12 protein-coding genes are annotated in these 13,660 nt (G+C 62.1%); 5 read left to right on the top strand and 7 right to left on the bottom strand.

Going from position 1 to position 13,660, the window contains the following annotated elements; genetic code table 11:
• Window positions 1-53: 53 nt before the first annotated feature.
• The 6 genes from proS to ACPPVR_RS20290 all read right to left on the bottom strand — a co-directional run bounded on the left by proS (window position 54) and on the right by ACPPVR_RS20290 (window position 7,152).
• On the bottom strand, window positions 54-1,373 hold the full coding sequence (gene proS / locus ACPPVR_RS20315) for a proline--tRNA ligase (RefSeq protein WP_426615907.1): 1,320 nt from the start codon (window positions 1,371-1,373) through the stop codon (window positions 54-56).
• Between the two features lie 147 nt (window positions 1,374-1,520).
• On the bottom strand, window positions 1,521-3,083 hold the full coding sequence (locus tag ACPPVR_RS20310; protein ID WP_426615906.1) for a copper resistance CopC/CopD family protein: 1,563 nt from the start codon (window positions 3,081-3,083) through the stop codon (window positions 1,521-1,523).
• A complete protein-coding gene (locus ACPPVR_RS20305) occupies window positions 3,083-3,601 on the bottom strand; it encodes a YcnI family protein (RefSeq protein WP_426615905.1) in 519 nt (172 codons plus the stop codon). Before ACPPVR_RS20305 ends, ACPPVR_RS20310 begins: the two co-directional genes overlap by 1 nt.
• Window positions 3,602-3,632: 31 nt before the next feature.
• Window positions 3,633-4,157, bottom strand: a complete 525-nt coding sequence (locus tag ACPPVR_RS20300; RefSeq protein ID WP_426615904.1) for a copper chaperone PCu(A)C — start codon at window positions 4,155-4,157, stop codon at window positions 3,633-3,635.
• A gap of 40 nt (window positions 4,158-4,197) precedes the next feature.
• Window positions 4,198-6,696, bottom strand: coding sequence for a TonB-dependent receptor (locus tag ACPPVR_RS20295; RefSeq protein WP_426615903.1), 2,499 nt, complete (start codon window positions 6,694-6,696; stop codon window positions 4,198-4,200).
• An 84-nt stretch (window positions 6,697-6,780) separates the two neighbouring features.
• Window positions 6,781-7,152, bottom strand: coding sequence for a DUF2946 family protein (locus ACPPVR_RS20290; protein ID WP_426615902.1), 372 nt, complete (start codon window positions 7,150-7,152; stop codon window positions 6,781-6,783).
• A gap of 479 nt (window positions 7,153-7,631) precedes the next feature.
• Here ACPPVR_RS20290 and ACPPVR_RS20285 point away from each other — a divergent pair, with 479 nt between their 5' ends.
• From ACPPVR_RS20285 to ACPPVR_RS20265, 5 genes are all read left to right on the top strand, one after another.
• Window positions 7,632-8,036: a globin gene (locus tag ACPPVR_RS20285; RefSeq protein WP_426615901.1), complete on the top strand. Its 405-nt coding sequence runs from the start codon at window positions 7,632-7,634 to the stop codon at window positions 8,034-8,036.
• Window positions 8,037-8,179: 143 nt separating this feature from the next.
• Entirely contained in the window at window positions 8,180-9,202 is a 1,023-nt protein-coding gene (locus tag ACPPVR_RS20280; RefSeq protein ID WP_426615900.1) for a sugar ABC transporter substrate-binding protein, read from the top strand.
• Window positions 9,203-9,208: 6 nt separating this feature from the next.
• Window positions 9,209-10,711, top strand: coding sequence for a sugar ABC transporter ATP-binding protein (locus ACPPVR_RS20275; protein ID WP_426615899.1), 1,503 nt, complete (start codon window positions 9,209-9,211; stop codon window positions 10,709-10,711).
• 11 nt (window positions 10,712-10,722) lie between these two features.
• Window positions 10,723-11,751: an ABC transporter permease gene (locus ACPPVR_RS20270; RefSeq protein ID WP_426615898.1), complete on the top strand. Its 1,029-nt coding sequence runs from the start codon at window positions 10,723-10,725 to the stop codon at window positions 11,749-11,751.
• Between the two features lie 422 nt (window positions 11,752-12,173).
• Window positions 12,174-12,998, top strand: coding sequence for a VOC family protein (locus ACPPVR_RS20265; protein ID WP_426615897.1), 825 nt, complete (start codon window positions 12,174-12,176; stop codon window positions 12,996-12,998).
• Between the two features lie 152 nt (window positions 12,999-13,150).
• Here the strand turns inward: ACPPVR_RS20265 and ACPPVR_RS20260 are convergent, their stop codons facing one another.
• Window positions 13,151-13,327: a hypothetical protein gene (locus ACPPVR_RS20260; protein WP_409191726.1), complete on the bottom strand. Its 177-nt coding sequence runs from the start codon at window positions 13,325-13,327 to the stop codon at window positions 13,151-13,153.
• Between the last annotated feature and the right edge of the window lie 333 nt (window positions 13,328-13,660).

Below are 13,660 nucleotides of genomic sequence, written 5' to 3'. Positions count from 1 at the left end.
TCGGGGTCAATTGTGGCCGGATTGCCGGCCCATTATCGCGCGATGAACACTATTCAGCCGACCAGGCGAGCAACTGCGTCCGCCGGCGACATGGTTTCGCGCGAGCCGTCGCTGCGCCGCTTGATTTCGACCTTGCCGTCGGCGAGCCCCTTCGGCCCGATCATGATCTGCCAGGGAATGCCGATCAGGTCGGCCGCTGCAAATTTGGCGCCGGCGCGCTGGTCGGTGTCGTCGTAGAGCACGTCGACGCCCTTGGCGGCGAGCTCGGCGTAGAGCTTCTCGCAGGCCGCATCGACGGCCGCGTCGCCCTGCTTGAGGTTCAGCACCACGGCGCGGAACGGGGCCACGGCCTCCGGCCATTTGATGCCAGCATCGTCATGGCAGGCTTCGATAATGGCGCCGAGCAGGCGCGAGACGCCGACACCGTAGGAGCCGCCATGGATCGGCACGTCGACGCCGTCGGGGCCCGCCACCATCGCCTTCATCGGCTCGGAATATTTGGTACCAAAGTAGAAGATCTGGCCAACCTCGATGCCGCGGGTATTGAGCCGCTTCTCCTCCGGCACTTCCTGTTCGAAGCGCGCGGCGTCGTGGACGTCTTCGGTGGCGGCGTAGACCGAGGTCCACTGCTTGATGATCGGGGTCAGATCGCCGTTGTAGTCGACGTCTTCGCCCGGCACCGGCAGGTCCAGCACGTCGCGATTGATGAACACGCCGGATTCACCGGTCTCCGCGAGCACGATGAACTCGTGACTGAGATCGCCGCCGATCGGGCCGGTCTCGGCGCGCATCGGGATCGCTTTCAGCCCCATTCGCGCAAAGGTGCGCAAATATGCGACGAACATCTTGTTGTAGGCGAGCCTCGCAGCAGCCTCGTTGAGGTCGAAGGAATAGGCGTCCTTCATCAAAAACTCGCGGCCGCGCATCACGCCGAAGCGCGGCCGCTGCTCGTCGCGGAATTTCCATTGGATATGATAGAGATTGAGCGGCAGGTTCTTGTAGGACTTGACGTAGGCGCGGAAGATCTCGGTGATCATTTCCTCGTTGGTCGGCCCGTACAGAAGCTCGCGCTTGTGGCGGTCGGCGATGCGCAGCATCTCCGGACCATAGGCGTCATAGCGACCGCTCTCGCGCCAGAGGTCGGCGAGCTGGAGCGTCGGCATCAACAGTTCCAGCGCACCCGAACGGTCCTGCTCCTCGCGCACGATCTGCTCGATCTTCTTCAGAACGCGAAAGCCGAGCGGCAGCCAGGCATAGATGCCGGCTGCCTCCTGACGGATCATGCCGGCGCGCAGCATCAGCCGATGCGAGACGATCTCAGCCTCTTTCGGATTTTCCTTCAGAATGGGCAGAAAGAACCGCGACAACCGCATGGCAACACTCGAAGAATCAGCGACGGCTTGCAGTGAAACCGGATTGGGAGCGAAAACACAAGACCGGGAATGAGGAAAAGCCGCTAACACGGCGGAATTCCTGTCATTTTTCCGTCGACTTCAGGTTCGACTTGAACCGCGCCGGATCTAGGGTGGCGCGACTTCCAGCTCGTCCTCGAGCGTGATCTTCTCGAAATCAGTCACCAGCGCATCGATCCGCACATGCCAGCGGCCGGCGAAAGGCAACTCGACCTTGCGCACATGCCAATAGCCGTCCGGCCCGAGCTCGGCATCGCGTTCGATCGGCTCGATGCCGCGCTCCGGCAGGCTCAGGATCAAGGTTGCCTCCTTGGCCACCAGCGGCGTCGCCTCTCCGGTCATGAGCTGGAGCACGAAATCGTCGACACCGGCTTTGCCTGGCGACACCAGCACCTGGAACATCGCCTTGTCGGTGTGGATGTGAATCGCCAGTGGCGTTTCGGGAATGATCGTCCGTGGCGGCGGCGTGAAGCGCCAACCGGCGACGATGGCGAAGATGCCGAGGACCGCTCCGCATTCCAACAGGATCGAACGTTTGAGTGCGGACGCGGCCTTCAGATCGCTCGCCAGAGCCGGTGTTAGCCGGAAGCGGTTGAGTGCGGCGAGCGCCAGCAGCACCAGGACCAGCACAAGCTTGATCGACAGGATGAGGCCGTAGCTGGTCTCGACCAGCATCGACAGCTTCTCGAGCTGGATGATCGCAAGCGTGAGGCCGGTCAGCGCCAGCGCCGCGACGACCGGCATAGCGATGCGCGAGAATCTGTTCAGGAGAGGCAGCGTTGCCACCGTCGGCTTCGACACCAGCGCTGTCAGCGGCGCCAGGGCGCCGATCCAGAAGGCGACACCGAGGCCATGGATGAAGATCGCCGGCCGCGTCAGCACCTCGGGCGGTGCCGTTGCGGCGTGCCCGGTCATGGCGAGCGCCATGCCGACGCCGGCGAAGGCGATGGCCGCAAGCGCGCGCGCGTACCACGCGCCGCTGAGCGCCATCAGCGCGAGCAGCATCGCGGCAATGGCGACCAGCAGAGCAGGGCCGGCGCTGGTTGCGAATGCGATTGTCCAGGGGGCCGCCGTCACAAGCGCTGCCAGCGGCAGACCGAGGAGATCGAGCCCCAACACGCCGACGGAGATCACGGCGCTCGGAAGACCGATCACGAGCGCTGCGCGCGGCACCGCCATGCCCGTCATCGACCACGCAATCCAGCGCGCAAAGAACACGCCGCCGACACCGACAAAAAGCCCGAGATAGAGACCGACGCGCGCCAGCCAGATCAGCGTGTTCAACCCGCCGTCCGCATTGGCCGGCGGCTTCGTCGCCGTCGGCGCGCCGATCGAAAAGATCACCGATCCCGAAACGGGATGGCCATCCTGCGAGATCACGCGATAGCTCACGACCGCGGTGCCCTGCGGCAGATCCGGCGGCATCGCGACCGAGATGCTCTCGCCTGATACCGTGACGCGCGCATCGTCGCGCTCCCTGCCCGCACCGTCGATCAACTGGATCGCGCCCGGCGTCACCGCCTCGTTGAAGCGCAACTCAACCGCCTTCGGCGCGCTCTGCAAGAGGCTCCCGCTCGCCGGCTCGACCGAGATCAGCGCCGCATGCGCCGACGCGCCGGTCGAATGGCCGGCGAGTACGAGCAGCGTTGCGAGCGCAGCGAGAAGACGCATTAGGGCTTTGGCAAGAGCTTCACGCCCGGCGCCGGCGACTTGTCCTCATGCGAATGCTCTGCCCCGTCCGCCGGGATTTCGATCCAGCGGCTGACGCCCTTCTCGCATTCCTGCACGACCGGGAAATACAGCGTGGTGTTGGGCTTTAGGCCGTCAGTGAGGAAGCTGCTGACGACGAACTCATCGTAATTGTGATCCGGCAGGTTGCCGCCGGACCAGACCACTTCCTTCACGCCCGAGGACAGCTTGTTGCCGTGATAATCGTACGCGCTGGCATATTGGCCCTCGACCACATCGACGGTCCAGCCGGCCTTCGGCATCGGCTTCACCGCGATGACGCCTTCGGGGATCTGCACGCGGATCTTGACCGTCGGTGAGCCCGAACAGCCGTGCGGCACGGCAAAGACGGCCTTGTAGGACCCACCAACTGTAGCCTGCTTGCCTTCCAGATAAACGTGCGCCGCCGCAGGCGATGCGGCAAGCGCAGCCATCAGGATCAGCCAGGGTGTCTTCGACATGTTCGGTCTCCCGGGAGCTAGATCACACGCGTCACATTTTCATTCCCGAATGATCGGGCATTTTCTTCATCATCATGCTTCCGCCGCCGCCGGGCGCCTGTGCGCCGACACCCTGGACGTCGAGCGACACGGCAACCTTGCCCGCCTTCTCAAACTCGAGCGTGACCGGCACCTTCTCACCCTCCTTGAACGCGCCTTTCAGATCCTGAAGCATCAGATGGTAGCCGCCGGGGGCGAGCTTCACGGTTTTGCCGGGCTCGATGACGAGGCCCTTGTCCAGCGGGCGCATCTTCATCACACCATTGTCCATTGCCATCTCGTGGATCTCGGTCTTGCCGGCGATCTCGGCCGACACGGCGACGAGCTTGTCGGGCGCCGAGCCCTTGTTCTCAATGGTGAGATAGCCGCCGGCGACCTTCGCGCCACCCGGCGTCGCCCGGCTCCAGGCCTGCGAGATGACGAGATCGCCGACCTTGACGTCGTCAGCGCGAACGGGGGCGGCGACGACCACGGCCGATAGCGCCGCGAGCGCGAGGATGCGTGAGAGTGTGTTCATATCGATTGCCTTTCTTGTCGCCTTTGAGATTGCCCACCCGTCAGAACGTGTACTTGCCGGCGAGAACGAAGGTTCGTCCCGGGAACGGATGGAACAGGAAGTATTGTGCGTTGAAGATGTTGTCGATTCCGAAATCGAACGAGAAATTCTGCGTCGCCTTGTAGTGAATCTTCATGTCGAACACCAAAAACGGATCGAAGGCCTGATAGACGTGTGCAAAGGTGTCGGTGTTATCGAGGGTCGCGTACTGCTTTCCGGTGTAGCGACCCGCGACCGTATAGGCCCAGTTGTCGTTCGGCCGATAGGTAACCCCGAACGTGGACCGCCATTCTGGAACATTGGGCACGCGCTTGCCCGTCGCCGTTGTGCCACCGATCGTGCTGACAAAAGTCGGATCGCTTAGAATCCGAGAGTCGACATAGGTTACGCTGCCGAACACCTGCAGCCCCCTGATCAGCACGTTATCCTTGTCGGCCGACAGCTCGACGCCCTGCATCCGGATTGCGTCGACGTTGCCGATGGTCGTTGTGGGAGTTTGACCGCCCGTCGAATTCGTCACGTTCGTGGTTTGCGAGATGATTGCGTTGTTGGTCCTCTCCTTGAACAGCGTCAGCCTGACGCGGCCGTCATTCCATTTCCGCTCAACGTTCAATTCACCGGTAAAGTCCTGTTCGGGCTTCAAGTTGGGATTGGCGAACGTCGCGACACCGGCAACCGTTATGTTCTGATATAGTTCGGTGACGGTAGGATAGCGATACGACTCACCAAAGTTCGCGGTGACGTTCCACTCTTTGCTGAGATCATAAGAGAGCGAGGCTTTCGGCGAGAAGTTGGTCGAGTTGAGTCCTGGCTGGTTCTTTGGGACTGGAACGAAGACCGGAATCGGCGCCGCCGGGATACCGCTGGTGGCCGTCGGATTGGAGTTGATATTGAAACCATCCAGTGAGCGCCAGGTCTCGAGCCGCCCGCCCAGCGTCAGCTTCAGATTGGGAACGATCTTCCAGGCGTCCTGCAGCCAAAGTGCACCAGTACGGGTTTCGCCGACGCCAGTGGTGAAAAGCTGACCGGTGCCGGTTGAGGACGTCGCATACCAGACCGAGGACAAATAGACCGGGTTTTCCAGCCGATACCGGTCGCCGTGGATACCGAAGCTGATCTCGTGGGGGCCATCGATGCCGAACGGCCTCCAGATGCCTTTGGCATCGGCGTTCTGCCAGTTTGTGCCGTCGTTGCGGGTAATCTTGCCGTTCAGCGAATAGCCGGAACCGGCCGGCGTCACCGTGAACGGATTGAGGAGAATATCTTGCAAGTAATTGTAGCTCGACGCTGAAAGATCGAAATCGAAAACGCCTTTGGTGTCGCTCTTGAGCGATACAGCGTTGCTCAAATGCGTCTGATCCCAAGTGTACTTGTTGCTTGCAAACGCGCCTTGGCCGCCAAAAGTTGGCTGACCGTTCAGCGTCGACGTCAAATAGGTCTGTGGATCGGAGGTCTGGTGATTATTCCAGATGCCCAGTGAGTAGGTCGCCTGCACCAGCGGGGAGATATCATAGGCAACTCTTAGATTCCCGGACGTCTGCTGTGAATGCGCCAGCGCGCCGGTACCAATGACATTCGCGACGCCGCCCGTCCTGTTCCATGCGCCAATGGCTCCGGTGGTATTTGCGGGCCCGACACCAAAAACAGTGCCAAAGGTCGTGTAGGTCAGTGGCTGCTGGTAGCTATCGAGATGATTTGCGCTGACGAGCCAGGACAGCTTGCCGTCGCGATTGCCCGCAGCGGCGCTGGTCTGGCTGGTCACGTAGGTGTCCCTGGTGCCGTATTGATTCCACGGCATCACCGAGACGGTTTCCTTGGCAACCGCAAACGGCTTGTCCGGCATCTTGGACGTGATCAAGAGGACGCCGCCGATCGAGTTTCCGGGATAGGCCGCCGCGAACGGGCCGTTGAGAAAATCGATCCGCCCGATCGCCTCGGGAGAGATCAGGTTCCATTTTGGCGAGGCGCCGGAGTTGTTGTTGCCGATCAGCGCCGAGATCAGTAGGTCATCGTAATAGATCAGCGTGCGCGCGCTGGAACTCAGGCCCCAGCTTCGCGTCGCGAGCACCGCCTGATTGTCGCCGTCATTGCGCTTCCGCACGAACAGGCTCGGCAGGTATTTGACGGCATCTTCGGGGTCCTTGAGATTGATGGTCTCGTCAGCCTCTTTCGCCGTGATGCTGAAGGAACGCTGCGGCAACTGATAGCGCGCCACGGCCGCCGGCTGATCCAGCGACGCTCGGGCGCTGCCAGCGCCCTGGTCATTGGTCGCGGCCACCGAGGTCGCCCGCTCGGCCACCGGCTTTGCTGACGATCTCCTGGCACCAGCGGTTTGAACCGCCGGCTTGCGCGGCTTGGGTTTCACCGTCGCGGGTGCGTCGACGGTCACCGCCGGCAGCTCTCTTTGGCTACTCTGAGCGAAAACTGCGCTCGACGAGGCGAGCAGCGCGGCCTGAACGGCAACGACACTCACGCCGCGGCGGGCATGACAAGGTAACATGGGGCATTCCTGACACCGGCAACCATCGCCGGCCAATGACAACATCAACCGCCGGCGGACAGACCGCGGCGGCATCGAGGATCGTCAGGAAGACTGGGGAGGTCCACGGGCCTGGGCGCTTGAGCCCTTATGGGTCACGACAACGGAGGCATCCGCGTCGTGCCACACCACACGTTCGGCGTGGCGGAACTGAATGGAGAGCGCCGCATGCGGCGGCGAATCGAACGACGCATTGGCCTGCGTCAGGCAACACAGCGCGCACGCGCCGGCATGTGCTGTCGGCGTCCCCTGGTCGTTCGCCCCGCCCTGCTCGCTGACGCTATGGCAGATGACGGCGGCCGAAAGCGGATCGGCAACGGCCTGGCCGGCCGCCCAGCAGGCGGCAATCGGCGCCAGCACCTGCATCGCCAGCGCGAGCAGGACAACGGGTAGGAATTTTTGCAGCCGTGCGCGCATCCGCCGAACCATTCGTTCGCCTGCTAACTAAACACCGCCCCCGCGCCGAGTCGAGGTTAGTTCGACGGGCTTGTTGGGTTGGCGCAAATTTCTCGAAAACTGTGTTCGATCGGCCTGCCCGGACGTCGGAATCTGGCATTTGAGGCAGCGGCGCGATCCGCGCGTCCACAGATATCTTATACTTGTCATATACTTACGGGACTAGCAGCCCGATCATTTCGTTAATTGCTCGAATTTTGAACAATCGTTGCCGAAAATGATGACAAGTGAGAAAAGTTGATCTAGCATCCCTCTTGCTCAGGCTGGCCGTGAGGTCGAAGTCTGGTGGTCCAAGTCTCGGGAGGAGCCCCTGGCGCGCAAAACGCAGCGTCGCCCCGCCAATCAAGAGCAAATCTTAGAATCGGGGATAATAGGGTCGACACAATTTTTGAGCGGGGCTAGGGCCCCGCTCTTTTTTTGTCTGCGTGGCTGATGCGCAGATGAATCCTTCTCCCAATCCAATCGAACAGAGCTTCGACCTCGCCGCGGCGCGCTGCGCGGATCTCACGCCGCTCGTCTATCAACGCCTGTTCGAACAGCATCCCGAAACGCAGACGATGTTCCGCTCGCAGGGCAGCGAGCTCGTGAAGGGATCGATGCTCGCGCTGACGATCGAGGCGATCCTCGATTTTGCAGGCGAGCGCAGCGGACATTTCCGGCTGATCGCCTGCGAAGTCTCCTCGCACGACGCCTATGGCACGCCGCGCGACCTCTTCATCGCCTTCTTCGCCATCATCCGGGATACGCTGTGCGATCTCCTCGGCGATCAATGGTCGCCGGACATTGCGCGCGCATGGGAGCAGCTGCTCGCCGACATCGATGCCTTCGCTGGCATCGCAGCGTAACGCTTTGCGCTGCACCAACGCGGCCCGCGACGATTTTTCGCGCGATTGCAGATTGGGTGGCGTGAACCCATCGATTGTGAGACACTTTCGCATCGGTCGCGCAATCAATGACGCGCCGACGATAAAATACATGGGAGCGAGCGATGTCCGGGACGAAAGATTTCTCGACGACGAGGCGCGATCTTCTTCAGGCGGCAGCAACCGCCGGCGCCGCGACTGCCATCCTCGGCAGCATGGGCATAAACCCAGCACTTGCAGCCGAAGTCGGACGATCCGAGAAGCCGCTGAAGGCGGCCTTCTCCAACGCAGGCCTACAGGCCACCTGGTGCGCGCAGGGCAAGCAGGCCGCGGAATTCTGGGGCAAGCTGTTCAACGTGGAAGTGACCTGGTTCGACGGCCAACTCGACGCGGTGAAGCAGCGCGCCGCGATCGACAACATGGCCTCGCAGAAATGGGATTTCGTCGCGATCCAGGCTTTCGGCATCGGCACCCTCACCCAGCCGGTGCAGAAGATGATCGACGCCGGCACGCCGGTGATCGACATGGACACGCTGATTGCGCCGCTCGATCAGATCAATGTCCACTCCTTCCTCGCCCCTGACAACGAGTTCATGGGTGGCTCGGTGACGCAGGCGCTGTGCAACGCCATGGGCGGCAAGGGCAAGATCATCATGACCCAAGGCGCGCTCGGTCACACGGGTGCTCAAGGTCGCGCAAAAGGCTTCAACAACGTCGTCAAGCAATTCCCCGGCATCGAGGTGCTCGACACCCAGCCCGCCGATTGGGACGTCTCCAAGACCGCGCGGCTCTGGGAAACCTATCTCACCAAGTACCCGCAGATCGACGCGGCGTTCTTCCACAATGACGACATGGCGCTGGCCGCCGCCAACATCATGAAGGCGCACAACCGCACCAACATCCTGATCGGCGGCGTCGACGCCATGCCGCCGGCGATCCAGGCGGTGAGCGAGGGCCGGATGTTTGCGACCGTGCGCAATCCGTCCTGCCGCATCCATGGCGGCGCCATCATCGCAGGTGTTTCCGCGGTCGCGGGCGGCGAGAAGAGCGGACAGGGCATTCCCAAGAACGTCGTCACCGACGGCCCGGTCGTGACCAAGGCGAATGCCGCCGGCATGCAGTGGATGCAGGATCACTTCCTGATCTGAGCTTCCATGCCTGCGGGACAACAGCCCATCCTGGAACTCCAGGGCATCACGAAGAGCTTCGGCGGTGTCGAAGCGCTTCGTGGTGTCGACTTCGCGCTATCACCTGGCGAGATCCATGGTCTCGTCGGCGAGAACGGCGCGGGAAAAAGCACGCTGATGAAGATCATCGCCGGCGTGCACACCGAATTCTCCGGCCGCTTCCTGATCGAGGGCCAGGAGACGCATTTTCGCTCGACCCGCGATGCGCACGCGGCCGGCATAGCGATGGTGCATCAGGAACTCAGCGTCGCGCCCGACCTCACCGTCGCGGAGAACGTGTTCCTCGGCAACCAGCCGACCAACCGGCTCGGCCTCGTGCAGTGGCGGCGGATGGCGCGCGAGGCCGGCGAGCAGCTCGCCCGCTTCGGCATCGACGTCGATCCGATGTTGAGGCTCGGCGACCTCCCGATCGGGCTCCAGCAGCTCATCGAGATCGCCCGTGTGCTGTTCTCCGGCGCGCGCATCGTCATCCTGGACGAGCCGACCTCCGCCCTCTCCCCACCGGAGGTCGAACGCCTGTTCGCAACGCTGCGGCGCCTGCGCGAGCAAGGCACTGCAATCGTCTTCATCTCGCATTTCATCGAGGACATTTTGCTTGTGTCCGACACGGTCACCGTGTTCCGCAATGGGCGGAAGGTCGCGGAGACGGCGGCTTCGGCAACCAGCAAGGGCGCGCTGATCGAGGCCATGATCGGCCGCGGCGGCGAAGCGCTCGAGCACAGCTATAGCGACGATTTGATGCTGCCACGGCCCAGCGACAGCTCGGTAGTGTTGAAGGTCGATCAGTTGTCGCTGGCGCGGAGCCTGAAGGACATCTCCTTCGAGGCCCGCGCCGGCGAGGTGCTCGGCATCTACGGCTTCATGGGCTGCGGCCAGCAGGAGCTGTCCCGCATCCTGTTTGGCAAGCTGAAACCCGATAGCGGCATCCTCGCTGTCGACGGCACACCGAAAACCTTCGCCAGCACGGCGGCGGCGCGGCGCGCGGGCGTCGCGCTGGTGCCGGAGAGCCGGCGCGCGATGCTGTTCCACCAGGAACCGGTCTACAAAAACATCTCGATCAGTATTCTGGACCGCATCTCGGCGCTGCTGCTCAAGCCGGCGCAGGAACGCGACATCGCCCAGCGGCAGGTCGAACAGTTGCAGATCAGGCCGCCCGTGGTCGGCCTCGACCTCGGCATGCTTTCCGGCGGCAACCAGCAGAAGGTCGCGCTGGCAAAATGGCTGACCCACCCGCCGAAGCTGCTCGTGCTCTGTGAACCCACGCGCGGCATGGATGTCGACGCCAAGAACGACGTCATCAACATCGTCCGCGACCTCCGCACCAAAGGGCTTGCGATCATCGTGCTGTCGACCGAACCGGAGACAGTGCTGTCGCTGGCCGACCGCATTCTCGTGCTCAAGCGCGGCGCACTGGTGCGCGAATTTGCCAACGAACCGGTCAGCAAGGACCGACTGCTGGAGGCGGCGTGACGGAGAAGCCAATGGCAAGCAGTGAAACGGCTCCAGCAGCCAAGCACGGGGCCGGCGGCCTCCGCCCCTTCCTGCGCTCCCAGATGCGCAACATCGCGCCGTTCCTGACGCTGATCTTCCTGTCGGCCTTCTTCGCCCTTGCCAGCCCGTCCTTCGCAACGCTCGACAATCTCGGCAATATCCTGACGCAGGTATCGGTGACGGGCATCATCGCGGTCGGCCTCACCTTCGTGATCCTGTGCGCGGAGATCGACCTCTCGATCGCCAGCATCGCCAACGTCACCGGCATTGCGGTTGCCTACTTCACGCTGCAAGAATCCTACGTCAACATTCCCAACATCCCCCTTCCCGGCGCAGCGGCGATCCTGCTGGCCATCCTGCTCTGCGCGGCTCTCGGCCTCGTCAATGCATTGGGGCTGACGGTGATCGGCATCCCCTCCTTCATCATGACCTTGGCAATGATGCAGATCGCGGCCGGCATCTCGGCCTTGCTGGTTCGCGGCCAGATCGCCTACAAGGTGCCCGGCGTGATCACGACGCTCGGCTCGGGCTCGATCGGCGGCATTCCATGGATCGTCATCGTTGCGGCTATCATGCTGCTCGGCGGCCATCTGGTGCTGACCTACACGCGCTTCGGCCGCTACGTCTACATGGTCGGTGGCAACCGCGAGGCGGCCGAATATTCCGGCCTCAACGTCAAGCTCATCCTCGGCGCGGTCATGGTGATCTCGGCGGTGTGCTCCGGCATCGGCGGCATGCTCGGTGTCGCCCATTTCGGCAGCGCGCAGCAGAATGAGTTCGACACCTATCTGCTCGACTCCATCGCCGCCGTCGTGGTCGGCGGCACCAGCCTGTTCGGCGGCCGCGGCGGCATCGGCAACACCATCGTCGGCCTGTTCGTGCTCGGCGTCCTCAACAACGGCCTCGACCACGTCAACATCGACAGTTTCCTGAAGATCCTGATCCGCGGCGTGATCCTGCTCGCGGCGCTGATCATCAACGTCTATGCGCAGCGGCTAAGAGAGAAGGCGGTCGACTAGGCACCCTCTCCGCTAAAAGCGCGAAAACAACCCCATGCAAAGTAGAAACCATTGGGGAATTTGGCGCGGAACGGTTTGAGTGCCTGCTGCGACGAGGTTTGACTCGTCGGGCAAAACAGGCGCACGATGTCATCATGGCACTGGGTGGCTGCACAGCCGTTCGGGTTCGGTTGCGAAGAATGACCGTCATCCCGAGAGCGCCACGCCCGATAAAGACGGGCACTGTTGCTTCGTCGTGCCCCTGTGATGCTTTAGCCGATTACACGCTCCAACCGACTAATCTGCGATGGCGATGGCCTGCGATCTTTCGCTGCGTGGGGTTGTCCGAGGCGCTGGTAGCCTCCTCACCTCGCGCCGGCCCAATCAACGTTCCAACCGGAACTATCCACCTTTAACTGGGAGTGCACCACATGACATTACCAGTGGCGACGCTCGACCACGTGGTCATCAACGCGCGTGACGACCTGGATCACGCTGCCGACATCTATCGACGGCTAGGCTTCACCCTCACCGAGCGTGGCTACCATTCGCTGGGCTCGATGAACTACCTGGCGATGTTCGGCACCGATTTTCTCGAATTGATCGCCGTGCCCAAAGGCGCGACCATTCGCCGGGACCTCCTCAACTACCCCTTCGGACTCAATGGAATCGCCTTCGGCTCCGAAGATTCCACAATCACCTACGACGCACTTTCCAAGGTGGGCGTGCCCGTTGAGCCGCCTCTCGAATTTACGCGTCCGGTGATGGTTGACGGCGCGGCGCGCGAAGCCCGCTTCCGAGCAGTGCGCATCAAGGCGGGCGCGGTGCCTTATGGCCGCGTCTTTTACATCCACCACTTCACGCGCGACCTGCTTTGGCGAGACGAATGGCGCCACCACGCCAATGGTGTCGTCGCGGTCGTCCGCGCGATGATCGTCGATCCCGATCCGACCGCCGGCGCCAAGCTCTATGCCGATATGTTCGGACGAGAGACGGTGCGCAACATCAAGGGTGGCAAGAAGGTGGTGACGGGCAATGCGCACCTCGAAGTCATCACCGAGGCGGCGCTAAAGGATCAGTTCGGCCCGTCAGTGCCGGATGCAGAAGGACGCGGCGCCTATATGGCGGGGCTCACCTTCCGCACGGTGTCGCTGGCCAAGGTGGCGCAGGCCCTGGAAGCTGGAAAAATCGAGTTCGTTCAGAGTCCGGGCCGGCTGGTCGTGCCGGCGCGGCTCGCGCTGAACGCCCTTCTGGAGTTCGTCGAATAGGCACTGGGAAGGCCATTTCTGAAAAGTGACCAACGGAAGGTACCCAACTGATGCCGCCAAAAGAAAAACCGCCCGAAGACGGCTAGTCATTCTCTCCGCTGAACGGAACTTGGAAGCATCTCTGCCAGTCACTGGTGACGAAGCGAACGTTGTCACGCAGCGAGCCAATGTCCCTTGTGAATATCGAACTTCACGACGCCGTCGTCACGCATCTTCAACAGGAGCGATTGGCAGTCGTCCTGATTCTTTATGTTCACGCGCTTCATGATTTCGAAAGCCTTCAGGGGCTTTTCGCGAAGGGCAATTAGAATCTTTTCTCGATCAGTCATTAGGGTTCCTCGCATCGGCATCGGCGACCGTACGCGTTGTGCAGGTCGTCTGCAACGGGTGGGTTCGCTTGACGAGGTCCGTTCCGGGTCATTGGCGTCGCCATGTCCGCTCGTTCGTCCGCCATCCACCACACCGGACATTACCACGGCAGGAATGAGAACGTCGACCAAGGTCTGGAATTGACCGCAAGATAAAATCGACGATATCGCTCCGCGCCGTCGAGGGTCGCAAGTATTTGTCTGCACATTCCTTTGGATGGCGCTGTAACGGCACCGTGCAAATGGGCAAAAGAGGAGCACGATGTCATCATCGCGCTGGGTGACTGTGTAGCT

The sequence above is a fragment of the Bradyrhizobium sp. McL0616 genome (genome assembly GCF_049993385.1).
GTDB lineage: Bacteria > Pseudomonadota > Alphaproteobacteria > Rhizobiales > Xanthobacteraceae > Bradyrhizobium.
The sequence above is the reverse complement of the archived record's forward strand: the minus strand, read 5'-3'. Positions and strand labels throughout refer to the sequence as shown.

Coding starts and splice junctions, on each gene's coding strand:
- ACPPVR_RS20310 (WP_426615906.1), bottom strand. CDS start 3,083: ATGCGTCTTCTCGCTGCGCTCGCAACGCTGCTCGTACTCGCCGGCCAT.
- ACPPVR_RS20285 (WP_426615901.1), top strand. CDS start 7,632: ATGAATCCTTCTCCCAATCCAATCGAACAGAGCTTCGACCTCGCCGCG.
- ACPPVR_RS20305 (WP_426615905.1), bottom strand. CDS start 3,601: ATGTCGAAGACACCCTGGCTGATCCTGATGGCTGCGCTTGCCGCATCG.
- ACPPVR_RS20295 (WP_426615903.1), bottom strand. CDS start 6,696: ATGTTACCTTGTCATGCCCGCCGCGGCGTGAGTGTCGTTGCCGTTCAG.
- ACPPVR_RS20275 (WP_426615899.1), top strand. CDS start 9,209: ATGCCTGCGGGACAACAGCCCATCCTGGAACTCCAGGGCATCACGAAG.
- ACPPVR_RS20300 (WP_426615904.1), bottom strand. CDS start 4,157: ATGAACACACTCTCACGCATCCTCGCGCTCGCGGCGCTATCGGCCGTG.
- ACPPVR_RS20280 (WP_426615900.1), top strand. CDS start 8,180: ATGTCCGGGACGAAAGATTTCTCGACGACGAGGCGCGATCTTCTTCAG.
- ACPPVR_RS20290 (WP_426615902.1), bottom strand. CDS start 7,152: ATGCGCGCACGGCTGCAAAAATTCCTACCCGTTGTCCTGCTCGCGCTG.
- ACPPVR_RS20260 (WP_409191726.1), bottom strand. CDS start 13,327: ATGACTGATCGAGAAAAGATTCTAATTGCCCTTCGCGAAAAGCCCCTG.
- proS (WP_426615907.1), bottom strand. CDS start 1,373: ATGCGGTTGTCGCGGTTCTTTCTGCCCATTCTGAAGGAAAATCCGAAA.
- ACPPVR_RS20270 (WP_426615898.1), top strand. CDS start 10,723: ATGGCAAGCAGTGAAACGGCTCCAGCAGCCAAGCACGGGGCCGGCGGC.